The sequence below is a fragment of the Streptomyces sp. NBC_01089 genome, assembly GCF_045162975.1.
In the GTDB taxonomy this organism is placed as follows: domain Bacteria; phylum Actinomycetota; class Actinomycetes; order Streptomycetales; family Streptomycetaceae; genus Streptomyces.
In genome coordinates, this window is record NZ_CP108660.1 from 8255031 (window position 1) to 8277755 (window position 22725).

Sequence of the window (22725 nt, forward strand, 5' to 3'; positions counted from 1 at the left end):
GGACTATCAACTGCACAGCAGGCACGAGCCGTTGATGTTGTAGTCTCTGACGTCGATTCGCTGGCTCCTTACGTGTCAAAGCAAGGTTGGAAATGAGTCTGAAAACCGAAGTCGCAGCAGACGATCCAGACCAGGGGGCAGATGTCGCCAGCCCCTTCCATGTGCCAGCATTCCGGTGGTTCTTCACGGGACGACTCGTCTCGCTGCTCGGCAGCTCGATGACCCCGGTGGCACTGTCCCTCGCAGTTCTCAATGCGTCGGGCAGCGCGGGCGACATGGGGGCGGTGCTCACCGCCAACACCATTCCTCTCATCGTTTTCACACTGGCCGGCGGAGTGGTCGGAGACCGGTTCTCTCGGCGACTCGTACTTCTGCTGTCGAATCTCGGTGCCGGTCTTACGCAGGCTGTTGTCGCTTATATCCTGATCTCAGGCAACTACCATCTCGGTGCTCTGGTTCTGCTCGAAGCCCTGAATGGGACCCTGGCGGCATTCACGAACCCGGCACTGCGTGGCATCGTCCCGGATATCGTGCCCAAGTCGCAGATCCAGCGCGCGAATTCAGTGCTGGGATCGGGCAAGAACGCGGCGAAGGTCCTGGGCCCCACCGCTGCTGCCACCCTTGTGGCGACCACGAACGGCGGCTGGGCGATCTCTGTCGACGCCGCCACGTACTTCGTCGCCGCGGTCTGTATGTTCCGGCTCAAGATGACCGGCAAGACGCCACCCCGGAAGGCCAGCGCGTTCGTCGCACTCCGTGAGGGATGGACGGAATTCCGGTCCCGGACCTGGGTCTGGACGATCGTCGCCTCGTTCGGCGTCGCCAACTACATTCAGGTGGGTATCTGGACGGTCCTGGGACCGCTGATCGCGAAGGACCGGATCGGCGAGACCTCCTGGGGGATGGTGCTCAGCGTCAGGGCGATCGGCATCCTGCTCATCGCGGTTGTGATGTACCGCATCACCTTGAAGCGGCTCCTGCCGGTGGCACAGCTGTGTGCGAGCCTGGTGGGCCTCCCGCTGATCGCCCTGGGACTCGTCGCGAATGCGTACTGGCTGGCAGCCGCAGCGTTCCTGGCCGGGCTGAGTTTCGGTCTTTACAGCATCGCCTGGGAGACCACGCTGCAGGAGAACATCCCCCAGAACATGCTGTCCCGGATCTCGTCGTACGACAATCTGGGGTCCTTTATCGGCATTCCGGCGGGACAGCTTTCGGCCGCACCCTTGGCGAGTGCCTTCGGGGCTCCCCGAGTCGCGCTCATCGGCGGATTCCTGTGGATCGCCCTCACGCTCTGCCCGCTCGCCGTTCCTTCTGTGCGGGGACTTCGGCACGCGACGTGAAACAAGCATCCGGACGGATTTCCGCTCCGGTCGACCGCTCCCGCACAGTGCACTCCTGTCCGTTTCCCCACAGGCCGGCCGACAGCGTGTGACGAATTCGCTGTCCTCACCCTCGGAGGCCACCGTTTCTCGCGTCCTGCTGACCGGCGTCGAACCCTTCGGCCGAAACCATCTGAACTCCGCCTGGGAGGCCTGCCGACTCCTGGCCAAATCACCGCCGCAGGAAATCGAGTTGGAGGTGGTCCTGCTGCCGTGCGCATTCGGAGATTCCATAGCCGAACTCCGTAAGCAGATGCTGCGGCTGGAGCCGGACCTGGTCATCTCCACGGGCCAGGGAGGCAGCCGCCCCGACATCACCATCGAGCGCGTCGCGATCAACCTCAACGACGCCGAGGGCGCGGACAACAACGGCAATCAGCCCATCGACGAACCCATCGTCGCCGACGGGCCTGCGGCGTACTTCTCCTCGATACCGGTCAAGGCCTGCACCGAATCCCTGTTGAAAGCCGGCATACCCGCGTCCGTCTCCCACACCGCCGGCACCTTCCTTTGCAACCACATCGCCTTCGGTCTGGCCCATCTCATCGCCACCGAATTCCCGCACGTCCAGGGCGGGTTCGTGCACATCCCGTTCACTCCGGCACAGGCCGCCGACCGGCAGCGGCGCCCGTCCATGGCCAGTACCACCGCCGCCGACGCCCTGCGCATCGTGATCTCCACCGCCCTGAGAACCTCCTCGGAACACTCCGCGTCCTCCCGTAGCACGCGATCAGGGACCGCGCGCTGGTTCCCCCGGCGATCGCGGAAGTAGTCCGCCGTGCGCCCCTCGCCCGATGCCCGCCCCCGCCTTCGTGAGCAGGAGGGAGTCTCCCGTGCGCATTCTTGTCCTCGGTGATTCGTGCAGTGCAGGTATCGGGGCTCCTCAGGCGGTGTATCCGTCCGTCCTGCACACGCTGCTCGACGGCGCCCACCGGATCGAGAACCACGCCGTTCCGGGTTTCACGAGCGCCGACGCGGCACGGTACTTCCGGCGGAGAGCGTCACGGCGGGGCTGGGATCTGGTCATCGTCTACCTCGGCAATTCCGATGGTGCCCAGTCCCGCTACAAGGGGGTGTACCACGCCTGGCGCGACCGGGACCGGTTGCGGTCGCGCGCTGCGAGCAACCGGCCCGTCGTCCGCATCCGGCGCAAGGACACCGGAGAGTTCGACGAACGGGACGAGCGCCGCACCGTGGCGACCACGCCGCGGGACTTCCGGCGGAACCTGGAGTCGATCGTGCGGGAGGCGGATCGCAGTGGCAGCCGTGTCCTGCTCATCAACCCGATCGCCAATACGCGTTTTCCGGCGGCCATGATGGGGCCACGTGCCCCCTACTACAAGATCGTGGGACTGCCGGCCCGGCTCGCCGACGCATTCACCGGCCGCACCGCCCCGGCCCGCACACTGATCGACGCGGTGCGCCGCCATGAGGAGGGCGACGCGGAGAAGGCAGCCGCACTGTACCGGCAGTTGGCCGACGGGCAGGGGCACGCACCAGCCATCGCACGGAACAACCTGGCCGTTCTGCTGCATCAGCACGATGGAGCCGAGGAAGCCGTGGAACTGCTGAAGGAGCTGGCCGAGACCGAGGGCGCGTCCGGCGCAGTCGCCGCGTACAACCTCAGCCGGATCCTCGACGAGGGACAGCATCAAAACGCAGCGCACGGCTACGCGATGCGCGCCGTCGAGGCCGACATCCACCTGTACCGCATGAAGGGGGCATACCGGCGGCAGATCGACGAGATGGCCGCGCGGCCGAACGTCGAGGTCGTCGACCTGGCCGAGTTGCTCGGCCCGGCTGACTTCGTGGACTACTGCCACCCGACCGCCGAGGCGCACGTGATCCTCGCCGAAGCCATCGCGTCGCGCCTGACCCCGACCGGCGGCGCCAAGGACAGCGACGCCGGGTATGTGTGCGTCCACCCCAGCCCGGACGCCTACTTCGACGTGATGCCCACCCTGGCCGACCACTTCACCCTCGACTTCGATGTCGCTCGGCCGGTCGTCCGGCAGGCGGCGGCCGAAGTGCTCCAACAGGCAAGGGAACAGGGCCCGGACGACTTCCTCGCCGGCGAGCCGAAGTGGCCCGAACCCGCGTCGGATCTCCAGGCCAACATCATCAACACCTTCCGGTACGCGGCCGGCCATCCAGCGATCACCTCGCTGGACGACCTCGAACACTGGCTCCCTGAGTACGGCTGGGAGATCGGAAGGTTCCCGGAGTACTACCTCTGCCGGATCCTGCGCGACTACGCGCTGGCGGCGGAAGAGTATTCGCCCGACGAGCGCGCCGCCGCCGCCCTTCGCCGGCAACTGAACTCCGCGGTGCAGCGGGAACGCGTGCTGCCAGGCATTCCCTCCGCCGCATACAGCCGGCTGCGGATCGACACGTCGTACTCGCACCGCGTCTTGCTCAAGGTGCGGCACCAACTCGCCCAGGACACGGTGCTGTTCGAGGACTCCCGGGCCCACCGGATCGCGACGGTACGCACCTGGTACCTGCGCGAGGCGTTCCGGTTCGGCGCGCATTCGCGCAGCAGCATGCTCTACCCGGCGTGGGCCCTGGAGCAGCTGACCGAAGGCGTCTGCGTCGCCCTTACCATCGCGCTGCGTCAGAAAGCGGCGGAGATCGAGCGCTCGGCCCTGTCCCTGCTGGATGGCCTGGGCAGGCTCCGAGACGTGCACGAGAAGTACACCGCTCGGCACCCGAGGTCCTGGGACCTGGCCGAGTGCAAGGACTACCGCACAGAACTCGCCGCGCTGCGCGGCCTGTTCGTACGGCAGTAGCCGACCGCCTGCACTGAAGGGAACCCGATGGTCCGAAAAATGCACATCAACGCGTTCTTGAGCGGCGTTGGGCACCATCAGTCGGCCTGGCGGCTGCCGGAGAGCGATCCGCTGGCCAATACCGATGTCAGGCACTTTCAGCACCTTGCCCGGGTGGCGGAGCGCGGCAGGCTCGATTCCCTGTTCCTCGCCGACCATCCGGGGCTGTGGGGCGACATTAGCCGTCAGCCGGCCGCTGCGCTGGAGCCGACGGTCCTGTTGACCGTGATGGCCGCGGTGACCGAGCGCATCGGCCTGATAGCCACGGCCTCCACGACCTACAACGAGCCCTTCAACCTGGCCCGTAGGTTTGCCTCCGTCGACCACGTCAGCGGCGGCCGGGTCGGCTGGAACATCGTGACGACGGCCACCCTGATCGCGGCGTACAACTTCGGGCTGGACAAGCTTCCGCCCCACGCGGACCGGTACGCCCGCGCCGATGAATTCGTGGGCCTGGCCCGGAAACTGTGGGACAGCTGGCAGGACGACGCGATCATCGCGGACAAGGAGGCGGGGGACTGGGGCGACAACAGCCGGCTGCACCCCGCGGCACACGTGGGAACGTACTTCAGTGTCTCCGGACCGCTGGACGTCGCGCGCAGCCCTCAGGGATATCCGCTCCTCGTGCAGGCCGGATCGTCCGAGGACGGACGGGACTTCGCGGCCCGCCACGCGGACGCCGTTTTCACCGTGCAGAAGACCCTGGAGGACGCCCAGGTCTTCTACGCCGACATGAAGAAGCGCGCGGCCCGCTCCGGCCGTGATCCGCAGACCGTCACGATCCTGCCGGGCATCGTGCCGACCATCGGCACGACACAGGCCGAGGCCAAGGCCGCCGACGCCGAACTCGCCGGCCTGATCAAGCCCGAGCACGCCATCAAGCAGCTGGCCGGCGTTTTGCAGGTGTCCGCGGACGAGCTGCGCCTCGACGAGGAGCTGCCGGCCCACCTCACCACCGACCGGCACGTCGAAGGGGCGCAGGGACGCCAAGCGTTGGTGGTTGGTCTTGCCCGGCGAGAGCACCTGACGGTACGCCAGCTGATCAGCCGGCTGGGGGCGGGCCGCGGCCATCTCACCATCGCCGGCACCCCGGAACAGGTGGCGGACACGATGCAGCAGTGGTTCGAGAACGACGCTGCCGACGGCTTCAATATCATGTCGCCGGTGCTGCCCTCCGGTCTGGAGAGCTTCGTCGACCATGTGGTGCCGATCCTTCAGGCCCGCGGCCTCTTCCGCACCGAATACTCGGGAACGACGCTGCGCGACCACTACGGAGCGGCCCGCCCCGCCAATCAGTACGTGAACGGTGAAGCCGGGTAGTGCCGCCTCAGGAAACTTTCACCCGGCCTCACTTGACCAGAATTCCTGGAACGGTACCGTTGGTACATCCATTCCTTTGATTTCCCCTCGTGGGTGATATGTGTGCGAAGGAGGGTTTATCATGCAACAGCAGGACAAGAAATTTTTGCTGAGTTCGCAGGAAATTGATCGGTTCCATCGGGACGGGTTCATCGGACCGTTCGACCTCTACCCGGAAGAGGACATGGAGCGGGCCCTGCGTCGTACCCGGCCCAAACTGATCAACACCAAGACTTCCATCTACAGCCAGAAGCAGGCTGCCTCGGGTACCACCAACCTGGCCAACTATGATCGCCACCTGGACGTCGACTTCCTCGCGGAACACATCTCCCGACCGGAGATCGTCGACCGGGTGGCGAGCCTGCTCGGACCCGACGTGCTCTGCTGGCGCACCGAATTCTTTCCCAAGTACCCCGGCGACGAGGGAACCGACTGGCACCAGGCGGACAATTTCTCGAACGTGGCGGGCTCGAAGCATCCGCAGATCGTCTGGCCGGAGGATTCCGAATTCGGCGGCACGATCACCGTCTGGACGGCTTTCACTGAAGCCAGCGTCGAAAATGGCTGCCTGCAATTCGTCCCCGGTTCGCACCGGAGTATGAACTACGACGAGTCGAAGGTGATGACGTACGACCTGGAATCCATTAACAACGTGGAGAAAGGCGGCGTCAGGCGGGGCTTCTTCGGATATGACTACCGACAGCTGCAGAAGGACCCGAACTGGACTCCCGACGAGTCGAAAGCGGTGTCACAGGTCATGCGGCCCGGCCAGTTCGTCATCTTCTGGTCGACCTTGATGCACGCCTCCCACCCGCACAGCGGTGCCGGCCGCATGCGGCTGGGTTTCGCCTCCCGCTACGTCCCCACGCAAGTACGGGTGTACCCGTACTCCGAAGGCCTGGAGGAATTCGGAGGAGCGGCCAGTCTCGACCGGTACGGCACCGTCCTGGTGTCCGGTGAGGACCGGTTCCACCACAACAGCATCATCGATCAGACCGTCAATGGCTACCGCTTCCCGGTGCGTCAGTAGGAGGGGTCATGTCCGACACAGTGGACGAGCAACATGTCGAAGTGTGGCTGATCAGCGTGTGTCAGGCACTGGGCCTCGACGTCGCCGCGGCCGAGGACGACTTCTTCGAGGCCGGCGGCACCTCGCTGAGCGCGATGAAACTGATCGCGCGGGTCGAGGAGACGTTCGGCGAGGACACGCTGCCGCCCGACGACCTGTTCGCCCAGAGCAGCGTCCGGGCCCTCGCCTCGGCCATCGAACGCAACCGGTACCGGCCCGCACCGCTGGCCGGTACCTAGCTGGCGCCGTGCGTCCCGGTGGCAACCCGTGGCTGCTGACGTGCGGGCGCCCGGTCCGTGACCCGTACGTCACGCTGATCTGTTTTCCGTGGGCCGGTGGCAGCCCGGATGTCTTCCGGCCGTGGGCGGGCGGACTGGCTGACGGCATCGAACTGCTTGCGGTCCGGCTCCCCGGCCGGGGGCCACGGATCAGGGAGCGACACTACGAGGACTGGGAGTTACTGCTCAAGGACGTCTCCTCCGCGCTGGCACCCCATTTGGAGCGTCCCCACGCCTTGTACGGTCACAGCTTCGGTGGGCGGCTGGCCTACGAGCTGGCCCGGTTCGCAGCGACCGCTCATCCCGGCCGGACCCGAAGGCTGTTCGTCTCCGCCTGCCGCAGTCCGGACATGCCCCAGCGCCGTCCCCTCCTGCACACCCTGCCCGATCACCAGTTGCGGGAAGCCCTGCACCGCCTCGGCGGAATGCCACCGGAACTCGTAGGCGACGACAGGCTGATGAGGCTGATGCTGCCGACGATACGGAGCGAGATCCGGCTCGCCGAGATGTGGGGGAGCCGGGACGGCGACGGTGTGGAGGCGCCGATCACCGCGATGTTCGGACGCCGTGACGCGGTCGACGGCCGCGCGGACATGGCCCGCTGGAGATCGTTCGGGCGTCGCGGCTGCGAACTGGTCGACATGCCGGGCGGGCACTTCTTCCCCCTCACGCATCGCCCTCACCTGCTCGACGTCCTCAACTCACGCCTGGGAGCGGCTGGTGGACAGGATCAGTTGTGGTGAAAAGGCCGTGTCGATCCACCGCAGGATCAACCAGACGGCCCAGCCCTACCCGAGCCACGACAGTCTCAAGGAACTCTTCGAAAGGTGTGCCGCACGGTATGCGGACGCGGTGGCCGTCGTACACCGCGACCGGCGTCTGACCTACCGGGCACTCAACGATCTCGCCAACGCGATCGCGGCCCGGCTGCTCGAAGTGGGCGTGCGGGCGGGCGACACCGTCGGGGTGTGCGTCGAGCGCTCCCCGGAAATGATCGCGGCTCTCCTGGCGGTGCTGAAGTGCGGAGCCGCCTATCTGCCGGTCGATGCCTCCTGGCCCGACGCCCATCTGCGTACCGTGCTTCGCGCCGCGGGAAGCCGTCTGGTCCTCGGCGATCAGGCCACGGCGCTGGCAGAACGCCTGCCGGATCAGCGGACTCTCCCCGTACGCTCTGTACGCTCCGGACAGGCGGGAGCGGAGACGGCTCCGCGGCACGGAAATCCCCGTACGCGCGTTGGCCCGGACGACATCGCCTACATCAACTTCACCTCGGGGTCGACGGGACACCCCAAGGGAGTGCCGATCCGTCATCGCAGCGTGGCCCGCCTGGTCTTCGGCGCACGCTACGCCCGTATGGGTGAGGACAGTGTGGTGCTGCATGCCTCTCCGGTCCTGTTCGACGCGGCGACCTTCGAGATCTGGGGGCCGCTGCTCCACGGAGGCACATGCGTCCTCTACACGGCGTCGTTCATCCGGCTCTCCGAACTCCGACGGGTGCTGGTCGACCAGGGCGTCACGCTGGTCTTCCTGACCACGGCGCTGTTCAACACCGTGGTCGACGAGGCCCCGGACGTCCTGTCCGGCGTACGGACCATCCTGACCGGGGGCGAGGCGCACTCGATCTCCCACATGGGCAAGGCACTGGCCCATTACGGCCCGGACCGGCTCGTCAGTGTGTACGGCCCGACCGAGTGCACGACGTTCGCCACCTACTACCCGGTCCGCCGTCTTCCCCCGGCCGGCACGGCACTGCCCATCGGACGGCCCATACAGAACACGCGGATGTACGTGGTTGACAGACAACGGCTGTGCGCGGCCGGTGAGATCGGCGAGGTATGGCTCGCCGGCCCCGGCCTCTCTCCCGGCTACCTCGGTCAACTCGACCATAGGGAGGCCCCGTTCGCCGTGTGCGATATCGACGGCCGCCCCGAGAGGATCTACCGGACAGGTGATCGGGGCTACCTCCTGGAGGACGGCAATGTGGTGTTCCAGGGGCGGCTCGACCATCAGGTCAAGGTGAACGGTTTCCGGGTGGAGATCGGAGAGGTCTCCCACCACCTCGACCAGGATCCGACGGTGAAGCAGAGCTATGTCACGGTGACCGAGACCTTGGCCGGCGGGAAGGTGCTGATGGCCTTCGTGGTGCCCGCTGTGGCGGATTGCACCCCCACAGCGGTGCGTGAAAGACTCGGCGCGCAACTGCCCGACTACATGGTTCCGTCGGCGGTGCACCTGTGCGGCGCGCTGCCTCTCACAGCCACCGGCAAGGTCGACCGTCGCGCCCTCCTCACCGTTCAGCACCCTTTCGGAGCGTCATCGTCATGAGCCTCAGCAAGCGTGCCCGCCAATTCCAGGACCTCCTCGACCAGCGCGGCCTCGACCTGACCGTCGTCGAACTCCCGGAGTCGACGCACACAGCCGATGACGCGGCCCGGGCCCTCGGGTGCGAGAAGGCACAGATCGTCAAATCGCTGGTGTTCCGTGGCGTCGCCACAGGGGAGGCGGTGCTCGTCCTGGCCAGTGGCCCCAACCAGGTCAACGAGAAGACCGTCGCGGCCGCCGTGGGCGGCGACATCGCCAAGGCTGACGCGGACTTCGTCAAGACCGTCACTGGTTACAGCATCGGCGGGGTCCCGCCGCTGGGACACAAGGAGGACCTGACGGTCTTCGTCGACGAGGACCTTCTGGCCTTCGCCGAGACATGGGCCGCGGCCGGCAATCCGCGGGCCGTCTTCAGGATCCCGATGAAGATCACCGACATTCTGCCCGCGCACACCGTCCTCTCGGTGACGTGAGGCGCGACGACCCGGGCGGCCCCGGCCACGCCGACTTCCTCGCGGCAGACCACGACGGATTCCGCACCCGCGTACGTGCTCTGCTGGACAGCCTGGTATCCGCGAACGCAGAGGACTGGGAGAGCGAGCGACGGATATCCCGCAGCGGCTGGCGGAGCCTGGGCGAGGCCGGGCTGCTGTCGTTGGACCATGCCGGTCCCGGCTTCCTGCACAGCGCGATCTTCCTGGAGGAGCTCGGGGGGCTCGGGTTCGGCGGCATTCGCGCCTCCGTGGCCGTGCACGCCTACATGGCGACGTCCTATCTCCATATGTTCGGCACCGAGGAGCAGCGGCAGCGGTACCTGCCCGGCGCTCGGCAGGGCCGGTTGATCGCCGCGCTCGCCCTCACCGAGTCGACGGCGGGTTCGGATCTGAGGGATCTGGCCACCCGGGTGTATGCCACGGAGAGTGGGTACCGCGTCCAGGGCGAAAAGCTCTACGTGGCGAACGGCTCCCAGGCCGACTTCCTCATCACCCTGGCCGCGAGCCGCCCGCCGCGGGGCTGCAGCGGCCTGGGCGCGGCGAGTCTGCTGGTGGTCGACGGGGACGCGGCCGGCGTGAGCCGGCATCCGGAGCCCATGCTCGGCTGGCACAGCGCGGATGTGTGCAGGGTGCGCCTCACGGACGTGGACATCGGCGCCGGCCAGTTCGTCGGCCGGCCCGACCGGGCGATCCTGCATCTCGTCCAGGCGCTGGACTTCGAGCGCCTGGTGGCCGGACTGCTTGCCGTGGGAGGGGTCGGCCACTGCCTGGCCCTCCTGCACGCGTTCGTACGCGAACACCACGTCAAAGGCGTGCCGTTGGGGGCCCACCAGGCGGTGCGGCACCGCATCGCGGAGCTGGAGAGCTCGTATGAGCTGGTCCGATTCTACGGTTACCGGGCGGCCTGGCTGCAGGCCAACGGGCGCCTCGACACCCGTACCGCGTCCGTCCTGAAACTCCGCGCGACCGAACTGGCCGTCACGGCGGCACAGACGTGCCTGCAGTTCCACGGTGCGCGGGGCTACGCCGCCGACGCCGTGGCAGCCCGGCTGTACCGGGATGCCATGGCCGGGCCGATCGCCGGCGGGGCGAGTGAGCTCCTGCGTGATCTGGTCTACGAGACGACATGAGAGACGTCCGGCACCATGCGCGGGACGGGCGGTCCCCAAGCTCCGACGACCAACTCCCTTGTGTCCACCCTCATCCGCATGACAGGATCAAAAAGATCCCGCCGATATTCGCAGAGATGCGGGCGGGTGTCCGTGTGACGGAGACAAATCTCGCTCCGTGCAATAAGTGTCACCTCAAAGCCGCCTCGAAGCGCGGTGAATTCCGAAGAGTCCCGGCCCCGGAAAGAATCCGCCTCCGGCTCGTTCCACTCTCGCGCACCCAGTATGACGGAAGAGGTTTCCGTGATGGATCTGGACATGCTCGTAGCACCTCTCACTGCCGACGAATTCATTCGAGATCACTGGCCGAATGTACCGGGCTGCTTCGCAGGAGACCCTGCGCGCCTCGCTCCACTGGTGGAGTCGATTCCAGAACTCGCCTCCGCCACCAGCGCCCTGGAGGTTTTCGGGGACCGGGTCTCGATCATCCGGCCCGACGGATTCTTCGCCAACGTGGCCGACGGGAAGTCGGCACTGCCGTTCTACAATGCCGAGTTCACCGTGCTCCTGCGCAGCGCCGAGCGATTCATCCCGGGACTGCAACGGGCCATCGACCAGATCTCCGGGGAACTCGGCATGCCCGGATCTGTCTTCCATTGCGACATCTTCGCGTCAACCGGACAGAATGCCTCGGCCTACGAGGACGCCAGTGGGCTCACTATGCACAGCGATGCCGAGGTGAATCTCGCGCTCCTACTCACGGGGCGCAAGGTGTGGCAATGGGCAGCCAACGAACACGTGCGGAATCAGACGACCACGGTTCTGCGAGGGGACCAGCAGGTGAGCAAGTCGCACTTCAGGTTCGCCGACAAACTGCCGTTCCCAACGGCGATGCCCGGTGACGCGATGTCCGCCGAAGTGACAAGCGGCGGAATGATGTTCATGCCGCGAGGATGGTGGCACGCCACCAAGGCGTACGGGGAGTGCCTCCAGGTCAACTTCGCCATGATCGGGCCCACCTGGCTCTCCGTCCTCACGGAGGCACTGTCGGATCGCCTCATGGAGGATGTCCGCTGGCGCGAATACGCCTATGGGATCACGGGAACGGGCGGACCTCGGGTGAGCGCCGAAGCTGAATTCGGGCGCCTTCTGGGCAACTTGGCCAGCTATCTGAAGCAGGACACGGCGGCGAAGGAACTGTTGAGCGGCATCGCGCCGCACGACGCCGAGGACCAGGCACGGTCGGGAAAGGCCTGACAACGGGCGAGGGACGGCCGGTGCCATCGGCCGCGGAAGCTGGGCGCGATTCCATGCTGGGTGTGAACAACCGGACGGACGGAGGTCGTTGTGGCAGACGCTGATCTGGACTATTTGGTGGTGGGTGCAGGGCCGGCCGGGCTTCAGGTGGCGCAGCTCCTGGAGGCTGGAGGGCACACGTACGAGGTCGTGGAGGAATCCAGCAGGCCGGGGTCCTTCTTCGCCACGTATCCGCGACACCGTCAGATGATCTCGGTGAACAAGCGCTACACAGGAAGCAGTGATCCGGAGTTCAACCTGCGCTCGGACTGGAATTCGCTTCTCTCGGACAGGCCCGAACTACGGCTCGCCCGGTACACTGAGCGCTATTTTCCCCTCGCCGACGACATGGTCCGCTACCTCGGCGATTTCGCGGAGGCGCACGGCTTGCGTGTCCGTTTCAATCGACGCATCACCAGGATCGCCCGCACGGCGAGCGGATTCGAGGCCTCGGACAGCAGCGGGGACACGTATCAAGCGCGCCGAGTCGTCATCGCCACCGGCGTGAGTCGGCCCAACGTTCCAGACATCCCCGGTGTCGAAGCGGCAGAGCCGTACGCGACAGTTTCTGTCGACCCCAAGGATTTCATCAATCAGCGGGTGCTGATCATAGGCAAGGCGAACTCGGCACTGGAGACCGCCGACAATCTGCTAGAGACGGCCGCCGTCGTCCACGTGGCCGGTCCCAACCCGCTGCATCTGGCTTGGCAGAGTCATTTCGTGGGACATCTCCGGGCGGTCAACAGCAATTTCATCGACACTGCTCAGCTGAAGATCCAGAATGCCATCGTGGACGCGCGGGTCATCGGAATCGAGAAGGAAGAAGAAGGCGGATACCGCGTCCGGTTCAAGTTCACCCGGGCGACGATGGAGCATCGCTACGACCGGGTGATCGTGTGCACGGGATTTCGCTTCGACACCTCCGTCTTCGAGGAGGGGTGCCGTCCGCGGCTCGCCGTCAACGACCGTTTTCCCGAACTCACTGAGGCCTATGAGTCGACCAATGTGCCGGGTCTGTATTTCGCAGGGACCCTCACCCAGCAGATGGACTTCAAGAAGGGAACCAACGGCTTCATCCACGGATTCCGCTACGGCGCACGCGCGCTGTGTCGCATCCTGGAGCAGCGGTACCACAACGGGGTCTGGCCGCACGACGAACTGCCGCCGGAACCAGGTGAGTTGACGGCCGCCCTGATTGAGCGGATCAACCGGTCGTCCGGGCTGTTCCAGCAGTTCGGTGTGCTGGCCGATCTGCTGGTGGTGCCGAGCGAGGGGCCGGTCAGGCACTACCAGGAAGTGCCCGTCGGACACCTTCACGACTCCGCGTTCGGCGAGGCGGAGAACACCTTCTCCGTCAGCCTGGAGTACGGGCCGGACCACGAACTCATGGATCCGTTCAAGCCAGGTCTCTCGGCCTCGGTGCTGGGAGACGGTTACATCGACGCCTTCCTCCACCCGGTGATCCGGCACTACCGCCACGGCGAGCTCGCCGAGACGCTCCACCTCCCGGACGACCTGGAGAACGAATGGCGACGATCGGATGTCCACATCAAGCCGCTCGAAGCCTTCCTCACCGGCACGATCGAAGGCGCGCGCGTCGCTCGCAGGTGACACGCCGCCCCACGTGACGACGATGCGAAACGTTACGAGCAGAAGCACAGGACGGCGGCCGGGAAGGCCGGGTAGGCGCGGGCGTGGCGTTCAGGGCGGCCCCCGAGCCCGCCCTGAACGCCACGCCCGCGCCACGAGACCAGGCCCGCCGGGCCACGGCGGCACCTCCGCAGGCCGACCAGGAGCTGACCATGCACGCACGAGCAGACGCCCTGATACCCCGTCCTGTGCTGTTCTGGACCGGCGTGCTCCTGACCTGCGCCGGTGTCATCGAGCATCTGTGGATGTATGCCGACTCCGCCTCTACGGGCTTCGACATGTCGATGATGCGGATGTCGCCAGCGATGTGGGCGGCGATGATCGTCATCGTCGTGGGCGTGGCCATCTCGGCCTGCGCGGTGGTGCAGCCAGGCGGAACCCGTCCCGCGGTCGTGTCCGGCCCACCTCAGACACCCACGGTGAGCCGTCACCGCCTCATCGCCAGCCTCACCTTCGCTCTGCTGGTGGATCAGATGAAGCCCGCGACATTGGCGTTCATCTCGCCCGGCATGCGCGCCGAGTACCACCTCAGCACCACCGGGATCTCGTGGTTGCCCACGGTGGCCCTGACCGGCACCGTGCTCGGGTCACTCGTGTGGGGGCGCGCGGCGGACCGTATCGGCCGAAGGGCCACCATCCTCATCGCGTCGCTGCTCTTCCTCGGTACGACGGTGTGCGGCGCCATGCCGAGCTTCTGCGGCAACCTCGTCATGTGTGCCCTGATGGGCATGGCGGCTGGAGGCATGCTGCCCGTCGTCTACGCATTGATGACGGAGAGCCTGCCGCCGGGCCGGCGCGCGGGGATCATGGTGCTGCAGGCCGGACTCACCACCACCGGCGGCTATATGGCCGCCTCCGGGCTGGCGGCGATCCTCATTCCGCTGGCCGGCTGGCGCGTGCTGTGGTTCGCCCAGCTTCCGCTGGTCCTGGTCCTGATCGCGTTCAACCGGTGGATCCCGGAATCCGCTGCCTTCACCGACCGGCAGTCACGGCCCGAACGCGTTCCCGCCTCCGCCCTGTTCAAGCACCCCCAGACAGTCAAGACCCTGGTCGTCAGTGCCTACGCCCTCGCCTGGGGCCTCGTCTACTGGGGCTTCATCACCTTCCTGCCCAGCCAGCTCGCGTCCTCCGGCACCGACGGCATGTCCGCCACCACCCTGCTGTTCATCTCCTCCTTGCTGGCCGTCCCCACCTGCGCGGTCGCGGCATGGCTCTACGTGCGCTGGTCGGCCAGGGGCACCATGGTCGTCTACGCGGCCCTCACCTGCACGGCCTTGCTGGTGCTTGCCGCCGTAGGCATGGACGGCAGCCGACCGGTTCTCCTCACCACCGTGATGCTGCTGTTCGCCGGAACTGCCGGCGTCATCGCACTTGTCGGTCCCTACACGGCCGAGATCTACCCGCTGCCCATCCGCGGCACCGCCGGCGGATGGACAGCGGCGGTCGGCAAGTCAGGCGGAGCCTTCGGGCCACCCCTGATCGCCATGATTCTCTCGGCACACGCAGGCATGCGCACCGCCGCGGTGTTCGTGGCGTTTCCCATGGCCGTGGCAGGGATCGCGGTCGCCGTCCGCGGCAGCACTCCGCAGACCGTCTCCCAACGCCCAGGAGGCGCCGAACCATTGGACACCGAACTCGGCGATCTCGTATGCGGCGAGGCCCTTCCCGCCAGAGCCACGCCAGCAACGCCCCTACAAGGCGAGGGAGGAACGGCGACGTAGGGGGCGAAAATGGTGGCCGGTGCTGTGGTCGTGCCATATGGGTCGAAGCACTCGGACTTCCAGGGCGCTAGGCAGTGTCTTCAAATGATCTTGCCTGGTGGATCATGGTGGCGTGATACGTCGTCATGAACTGTCTGATGTCGAGTGGGAGTTCGTCCGGCCGTTGCTGCCCGAGTCGTTGCGGGGGCGGAAGCGGCTGGATGACCGCAGGGTCCTGAACGGGATCGTGTGGAAGTTCCGCACCGGTGTCGCCTGGCGGGATGTGCCCGAGCGTTACGGGCCGTGGGCCACGCTGCATACCCGTTTCCGCAGGTGGGCGGTGGACGGAACGTTCGACCGGATGCTCCGAGCCGCCCAGGCGAAAGCCGATGCGGCTGCTGACGTCGAGTGGCTCGTCTCGGTCGACTCGACCGTCGTCCGTGCCCACCAGCACGCGGCCGGGGCTCGAAAAGGGGGCTCCGGAACCCAGCTCTCGGCCGGTCCAGAGGCGGTCTGACCAGCAAGATTCACCTCGCCTGCGACGGCCGGGGCCGTCCCCTCGCCTTCGTGGTGACGGGCCGCAACACCAACGACTGCACCCGGTTCACCGCCGTGATGGAAGCGATCAGGGTGCCCCGGATCGGGTCGGGTCGGCCTCGCGTCCGGCCCGATCACGTCCTGGGCGACAAGGGCTACAGCTCGAAGGCGATCCGCACCTGGCTCCGCCGCCGCCGCATCCCGCACACGATTCCCGAACGGGCCGACCAGATCCGCAACCGAGCCCGGCGGGGCAGCCGGGGAGGCCGCCCGCCGGCCTTCGACCGCGAGGCATACAAACACCGCAACGTCGTGGAACGGTGCTTCAACCGGTTGAAGCAGTGGCGCGGGATCGCCACCAGGTACGACAAGACCACTGAGTCTTACGAAGCAGCCGTCACCCTCGCCTCACTCTTGATGTGGGCGTGACATTTGACGACAGAACCTAGGGGGCCACCGGCTATGAGGCTTCTGGCACACGGACCCGATCGCGCAGAAGGCTCCCGCGCGGCGACACGAGAGGCCAGGCCGGCAGTTGCGGATAACTCTTTAACTTGTTGCAAAGTTATCCCCGTTGCTGGTAACTTCGCAACAAGTTGAAGTGTTTCTTTTGCGGGAGGGTGAACGGGGGTGCTGCAGATCCAGCTGGGAGCCGAACGGCCCGCCGACACGGACGACGGTCTGGGACGCACCATGATCGGTTGGCGTCCCGGGATGTCTGAAGATGAGGCCTGGCTGGCTGGGCGCGGTATCTGGAAGTTCAACGCCGACCGGGCCCTGTCCCAGGACGAGGTGCAGATCATCAGCACCGGCGGCACGGTGCTTGCCGTCGCGAGGATCACCGGGATCTCCAAGCACGGTGACCGCTACGCCCTCGAGGGCGACCTGCTGCGCGACGATGCGCGGGTGGGCCGCCCCACTCCGAGCCCGCACCTGTCCCGTAACCCCGTCACCTACATCTGAGAGCGGCGCATCGATGAGCGACTTCGACGCGATCGACTCGCTGCTCGCTTCCCTCACTCCTCAACCCGCGCTGCCCGAGGCGCAGGTACGCCGTGACCTGCGTGAGCGGGCCGGCCTGTCGAAGGCCCAGGTGGCCCGGACTCTCGGCGTGAGCCCGTCCACGGTCACGGGGTGGGAGACCGGCCGTGACCCTTCGGGGGAGCTCAGGGCGAAGTACGCCTACCTCTTGGACGGCCTGGCCACGAAACTCGCACCCCCCGCCCCACCGCCCGCAGAGGAAGCCATTGCGCCCCAGCCCGCACTGGACGAGAGCGCAACGTCCCTGGCACCCGGCGATGCCTCGACCGCAGGGGACGACACGGACGACGTCGAAGCTCTGGCCGCGCCCGAGCCGTGTGTCCTGTGCGGGCAGCCTGCTCGTCACCAGGTCGCCGGTTTCCCTCAGCACCTCGACCCCACCCAGTGCGCCACCCCAGAGTTCCCACCCGCCCAGCGGCCGCAGAGCCGCACGACGAAACCCGTACAGGCCGCGCCCGCCGGCCGGCGTGTGCGGGCCGCGTCCGACACCGACCCGTCGTCCGCCCCGATCGCGGCGGCCGTGGTCGAGGCGCTCGAGGCGCACGAGGGCGATGTGGAGGCGGCGACCGCAGTCCTGGTCAAGCGGGCGATCCCGGATGCGATGGCTCTGCTGGACGACTGCCGCAGGGGCGGCCGCTACGCGATCGTTGCTCACCCGTGGATCCCGGACATCCTGCGCAAGCAGTCCGGGCGCGGTGCCGACCAGGTCTGGGAGGCCCGTCCCAAGTGGGCCCGCCCCGAACTGCCCGCAGGCCGGCACGAGGTGACGGCCTTGGACATCAACGGCGCCTATCTGTCCGCGCTCAAGACACACCTGCCGCTCGGCCAGCTGGAGCACACCACAGGCAATGTGCACGACCGCCGCCGCGCCGGCGTTCACCTGATCACCCCGCCCGCATGGGAGCATGGCGCGTATCTGCCCAACCCGATCGGCAACCGCGACGAGCCCGGCCCGCTCTGGGTCACCGAGCCCACCCTCCGGCTGCTGCTGCGTCTGTCCGGCCCCAAGTACGCCCTGTGCGAAGTGCCTCAGATCCACGAGTCGTTCACCTCGGGTGCGACGGAGAGCCTGCTGGAGAGGTTCCGCATCACGCTCAAGGACGCCCGCGACACCGCGATCGCCGCCGACGATGAGGTGATGCTGGAGTATGTGAAGGCGATGTACTCGAAGTTCGTGTCCACGATGGGGGAGTCGAATTACAACCGGGAGCTGTACCGTCCGGACTGGATGCACCTGATCCGCTCGCAGGCCTTCGCCAATCTCTGGGCCAAAGCCCTTAAGGCGCACGACGCCGGCCTGGCGGTCGTCCGTGTGATGGGCACCGACGAACTCCACGTCGTCGGTGACTGGCGGCGTGTCTTCCCGGAAGGCCGTGGAGTTTCCGAGGTGAAGGTCAAGGACGTGTACGCCGTCGGCACATCACCCACAGACCCGGCCGCGGCCGGACACACCGACGAGAACTGACAGAGGGAGGGGACCTCAAGTGCCCGAGCGCACCATCGATTTCGGCAAGTACGGCGCCCAAGGCATCAAGGGCTACGAGGCCGTCGCCCGCCAGCTCGACGCCCTCGCCGACTTCATCGCTTCGCCCGCCACCACCCGGCGCGGCCTTATGGCCCGTCTGCACTACCTCACCCGCACCCCCCGCGCCCGCGCTGCCGCCTACGACGCGGGCCTGACCGTCACCGACCGCACCCTGAAGGCATGGCTGGCCGGCACCCGCAATCCCACCCCGCAGAACCTCGCCCGGATCGAAGCCGCCTACCGCACGGTCCGCCGTCACAATGTCGCCCGCTATCTCCTGGCCCGCCTCAACCGCACCGGCCGCGGTACCCGCGTCGAGATCCACCCGCTCAATCAGTCCGGCGTGCGTCCTTCCCAGCAGCGGGTCGTGGAATTCCGCATTCTCAACGTCCGCCACTGGGAGGCCATCATCGACGCCTGGTCCACTGGCGATGACAGGGCCATGGACGAGGCCTGGATCGAGCAGATCGTCGACCTCGGCTCGCAGTGGGGCCAGTACGAGTACGTCACCAACGTCGGCTTCGCCGCCTGAACCCCACGCGCTGCACCACGCCCGAAAACCAACCTGCACGGCCGAACCGGTCTCCGGGCTCTCGGTGTGGTGGACCAACGGGCCTTGTCCCTGCCCTACTAGAAGATCTACCGCTGTGCCGCGTGTTCGCCGTTTTGCGGCCGCTGTGCACCCAGGGCGCGCGACGATGGAACCGTAATGCCGGGGAATGAGCCTTCCGGAGGGGACTGTGGGAAAGACCGTGAGCGGCGTGGACCATGTACACACTGCGGCCACGGTCCGTCGTCGGCAACGGGAGTTCGTGCCGCTGTCCGAACTGCACCCGGACCTCAAGACCAGGGCCGACACCGCTCTGTTGGACCAGCTATTCTACGCGACGGTGGACGAATGCCCTGCCCCCCGCTGCCGTCCGCTGCTCCTCGACCGCGTCGCGGCCGATGTGTGGTCGACGCGCAAACTGGTCGACTGGGCGTGCTACATCACGTCGGAGACGTACTGCGGGCTTCCTGCTGAGCTCGTGGATGAGCGCGCGGCGGCGGATTCCGTTTTCTGTCCCTCGGTCACCTTCCGTCGGCTCGCCGCGGAGTACCGCAACTCAAAGGGCGACCAACGCCATATACGACGCGTGCACAGCCGCACAGCTCCGGGAAGCGGCGGACAACGCTGTTGCTCTGGCCGACGGACTCCAGGTGTGGGGAGCGGACTTCCTCTACCAGTGACCCCCGTCCACCCCCGCCCCTTGCGAACCTTCAGCAGATGCTCCCGAGGAACCACCTGATGGCCATCGACCCCCGCCCCGCTGTACTGGACAGCCCCCTGCCTCGGGCCGACAGCTCTGCTCCCGCCTGTCCCGTCCGCCGTGCGCTGCGCCCGGATCAGCGGGCGGCGGTGGACCGTGGGGTACGCGGCCTGAGGAAGCCCGGGAGCCGCGGGCACATGGTGTCGGCGTGCGGAACGGGCAAGACGCTGATCGCTCTGCGGACAGCGGAAGCTCTCGAGACCCGGTTTCTGCTGGTGGTGGTACCCAGCCGGGATCTGATCGGCCAGTGGGCGGCGGCGGCCCGCGCGGACGGCCGCACCGAGGCGTTGGTGGCGGTGTCGTCGCTGAATGCGAACAAGCACCCCGTGCTGGCCGAGGCAGAAGTGGTGTCCACGGGTTCGGGGGAGTACCTGGCGTACTGGCTGGCCCAGCGGGCCAAGAAGAGCGAGCCGGCGACCGTGTTCGTGACCCTCGACTCGCTTCGGCGGATCGAGGAGATCCAGCACTCCGTCTTCCCAGCTCCGGTCTTCGATCTTGCGATCGTGGATGAGGCGCACCGCACCGCGGGCTCCTGGGACAAGGAATGGACCATGGTCCACGACCAGTCCCGGATCCGCACCGATCGCCGCCTGTACCTGACCGCCACGCCCTATGAGTGGGAGGCACCGCGCCTGGCCGAGGCCCCGGATGCCCGCCCGCGCCCCAAGCGGACCGCGTCGACCGTCCCGGCCTGGGAGTCCCCATCCCTGATCGCCTCCATGGATGACCCGAAGGTGTTCGGCCCCCGCCTGCACACCTACACCCACGCCCAGGCGATCGAGGACGGCGTCCTTGCTGACTACCAGATCCTCATCCCCACCATCACCGGCACCGACCTGCGCACGGTCCTGACCGACCCCGACCACGCGCACACCGGTTTCGCCCCGACCGCACGCCGGACCACCGCCCTGCACCTGGCGGTCCTCAAAGCGATGACCGAGCACGACCTCAAGCATGTGATCGTGTACTTCCAGCAGGTCGCCGACGCCGCGGGCTTCGCCCGCCAGTTCCCCCACACCCTGCGCACCCTCCCGCCCGAGCAGCGCCCTTCCTGGGCTGGCACTCTGTCCCTCTCGTCGATCAACGGCAACCACACCCCCGACCAGCGCACGAAACTCCTCGACCGCTTCGCGAGCGCCGATCGCGCTGTGATCACCAACGCCCAGGTCCTGTCCGAGGGCATCGACCTGCCGGCCGTCGACGCCATCGTCTTCGCCTCTCGCACCGAAAGCGTGCGCCGGATCGTTCAAGCCCTGGGTCGCGCTCTGCGCAAGCCCCCCACGGTCGACGTGAAGACCGCGAGCCTGGTCATCCCCGCCTACATCCCACCCGACTCCGACCCCACCGACCTCCTGGACACCCCCTTTGAGGCCCTCTGGCTGATCACCGCCGCACTGCGCCACCACGACCAGACCATTGCCGCCCGCGCCCCGCGCAAGACCACCGCGCACCGTCTGGACGACACCACCCACCGCCTCCTCGACCGTCGGTTCCGTTTCGACTTCACCCTCGACCCTGGCACGATCGTCCGCGCCATGGACCTGCTGGCCTGGCCATCGGCCGGCGCGGTGCTCTCCGCGCCTCGCCGTGCCGGCCTGGCAGCGGCCATCCGCTACCACGCCGAACACGGCCACCTGAAGGTCCCGGTCGACTACACCGACACCTACGGCTACCGCCTCGGCTCCTTCATCGACGGCCAGCGCACCGCCCACGACCAAGGCACCCTTACGGCTGACTGGGTAAGCGAGCTTGAGGATCTGGGCATGATCTGGGACGCCCACGAGGCCGCCTGGGCAGGCCACATGGCGACCGTCGAGGCGTTCCACACCACCTACGGCCACCTCGCCATCCCCGCCACTGAACCCGGCGGCCAATTCCTCGTTGACCAGCGCGCTCTGGCCCGCAAACACCGCCTGCACCCGGACCGCGAAGCCCAACTCACCAGCCTCGACGCCGACTGGACGCTCCCTCACGGACCCGACTGGCACCGCAAATACCACCTGCTGCGCCGACACATCGAAGCCGGACATCACCCCGCCACGCTGCGCCGCGACACTGTGGTCGACGGCGTGAAGGCCGGCAGCTGGCTGCACCGACACCTCACCACCTGGAACAAACTCTCTGACGGCCAACGCGACAGCTTCACCCGCCTCGGCCTGACCCCCGATCAAATCCAGCTGCCGGTACACAAGATGACATCCGACGAGCCCCGACCCAGCGGGAGAACACGCCGTACCTTCGAACAGACGACGACATTGCTGCGCGCCTTCATGGAACGGCACGGCCGTGTACCCGGTGCCCGGGAGTGGATCGAGGTCGACGGCCAACGCATCATGATCGGCCCATGGCTCTGTAAGACACGCACCAAGCAGAACGCTGGTCAACTACCCGAGAAATACAGCCAGTTGATGCGCGACATCCTCCTCGAGGACTGGCCCGCAACGACGACCAAAGAAGGAGACACTGATCTCTCGGAGATCCCATAGTTTTTCTGCTTCCTTAACAGCGGCAGCATCCTCGTGCACCGGTATACTGGAGCAACCGCGAATGACTCGTGCCCAGAGGGGGAGCCGCACGGCCCGCCACTGCCCCGTGACACTAGCCAGCTTGTAGGCGGACGCGGAGCGGACGCCTACTCAACCACCTTAACTATTAGCCAAGTTGCAGATGGATACAGAGCCGAGGTGGGGACAGATCGCGGAGCGATCGGCTGCCCACCGACCCGCCACGTACTCCACGGAGTGGAAGCACTCCGGCCACGGAGTGGCCGGCAGCCCGCGGAGCGGGCTTTCATCCGACGCGTAGCGTCGGCGCGTCGTCTTCGCGTA

Annotated in this window: 17 protein-coding genes and 1 pseudogene; all 18 read left to right on the top strand. The window is 67.0% G+C overall.

Annotated features, from left to right (window positions below):
* Positions 1-92 precede the first annotated feature (92 nt).
* The 18 genes and pseudogenes from OG510_RS37115 to OG510_RS37200 all read left to right on the top strand — a co-directional run bounded on the left by OG510_RS37115 (position 93) and on the right by OG510_RS37200 (position 22383).
* Complete coding sequence (locus OG510_RS37115; RefSeq protein ID WP_406134526.1) at positions 93-1340, top strand: MFS transporter; 1248 nt, start codon at positions 93-95, stop codon at positions 1338-1340.
* Between the two features lie 88 nt (positions 1341-1428).
* Positions 1429-2151: a pyroglutamyl-peptidase I gene (gene pcp, locus OG510_RS37120; protein WP_406134525.1), complete on the top strand. Its 723-nt coding sequence runs from the start codon at positions 1429-1431 to the stop codon at positions 2149-2151.
* Between the two features lie 61 nt (positions 2152-2212).
* The gene (locus OG510_RS37125) at positions 2213-4168 is read left to right on the top strand and encodes a hypothetical protein (protein WP_406134524.1); all 1956 of its coding nucleotides are present in this window, start codon (positions 2213-2215) and stop codon (positions 4166-4168) included.
* Positions 4169-4207: 39 nt separating this feature from the next.
* A complete protein-coding gene (locus OG510_RS37130) occupies positions 4208-5527 on the top strand; it encodes an LLM class flavin-dependent oxidoreductase (protein WP_406134523.1) in 1320 nt (439 codons plus the stop codon).
* Positions 5528-5648: 121 nt separating this feature from the next.
* Positions 5649-6596, top strand: a complete 948-nt coding sequence (locus OG510_RS37135; protein WP_406134522.1) for a chlorinating enzyme — start codon at positions 5649-5651, stop codon at positions 6594-6596.
* Positions 6597-6604: 8 nt separating this feature from the next.
* Complete coding sequence (locus OG510_RS37140) at positions 6605-6874, top strand: phosphopantetheine-binding protein (protein WP_406134521.1); 270 nt, start codon at positions 6605-6607, stop codon at positions 6872-6874.
* Between the two features lie 8 nt (positions 6875-6882).
* Complete coding sequence (locus OG510_RS37145; protein WP_406134520.1) at positions 6883-7656, top strand: thioesterase II family protein; 774 nt, start codon at positions 6883-6885, stop codon at positions 7654-7656.
* On the top strand, positions 7634-9238 hold the full coding sequence (locus tag OG510_RS37150; RefSeq protein ID WP_406134519.1) for an amino acid adenylation domain-containing protein: 1605 nt from the start codon (positions 7634-7636) through the stop codon (positions 9236-9238). The genes OG510_RS37145 and OG510_RS37150 overlap by 23 nt, the downstream gene beginning before the upstream one ends.
* A complete protein-coding gene (locus OG510_RS37155; RefSeq protein WP_406134518.1) occupies positions 9235-9708 on the top strand; it encodes a YbaK/EbsC family protein in 474 nt (157 codons plus the stop codon). Before OG510_RS37150 ends, OG510_RS37155 begins: the two co-directional genes overlap by 4 nt.
* Complete coding sequence (locus OG510_RS37160; protein ID WP_406134517.1) at positions 9705-10859, top strand: acyl-CoA dehydrogenase family protein; 1155 nt, start codon at positions 9705-9707, stop codon at positions 10857-10859. The genes OG510_RS37155 and OG510_RS37160 overlap by 4 nt, the downstream gene beginning before the upstream one ends.
* A gap of 285 nt (positions 10860-11144) precedes the next feature.
* Complete coding sequence (locus tag OG510_RS37165; protein ID WP_406142265.1) at positions 11145-12095, top strand: cupin-like domain-containing protein; 951 nt, start codon at positions 11145-11147, stop codon at positions 12093-12095.
* 90 nt (positions 12096-12185) lie between these two features.
* Positions 12186-13745: an NAD(P)-binding domain-containing protein gene (locus tag OG510_RS37170; protein WP_406134516.1), complete on the top strand. Its 1560-nt coding sequence runs from the start codon at positions 12186-12188 to the stop codon at positions 13743-13745.
* A 191-nt stretch (positions 13746-13936) separates the two neighbouring features.
* Positions 13937-15505 (top strand): MFS transporter, encoded by a 1569-nt coding sequence (locus OG510_RS37175; RefSeq protein WP_406134515.1) that lies wholly within the window; start codon positions 13937-13939, stop codon positions 15503-15505.
* A gap of 115 nt (positions 15506-15620) precedes the next feature.
* Positions 15621-16450 (top strand): annotated as a pseudogene (locus OG510_RS37180) (IS5 family transposase).
* A gap of 285 nt (positions 16451-16735) precedes the next feature.
* Complete coding sequence (locus OG510_RS37185) at positions 16736-16984, top strand: hypothetical protein (protein ID WP_406134514.1); 249 nt, start codon at positions 16736-16738, stop codon at positions 16982-16984.
* 13 nt (positions 16985-16997) lie between these two features.
* Positions 16998-18527 carry a helix-turn-helix transcriptional regulator gene (locus OG510_RS37190; protein ID WP_406134512.1) on the top strand — a complete coding sequence of 510 codons (1530 nt, stop codon included), beginning with the start codon at positions 16998-17000 and terminating at the stop codon, positions 18525-18527.
* Positions 18528-18546: 19 nt separating this feature from the next.
* On the top strand, positions 18547-19119 hold the full coding sequence (locus OG510_RS37195) for a transcriptional regulator (RefSeq protein WP_406134511.1): 573 nt from the start codon (positions 18547-18549) through the stop codon (positions 19117-19119).
* A gap of 756 nt (positions 19120-19875) precedes the next feature.
* Positions 19876-22383 (top strand): Helicase associated domain protein, encoded by a 2508-nt coding sequence (locus OG510_RS37200; protein ID WP_406134510.1) that lies wholly within the window; start codon positions 19876-19878, stop codon positions 22381-22383.
* Positions 22384-22725 lie beyond the last annotated feature (342 nt).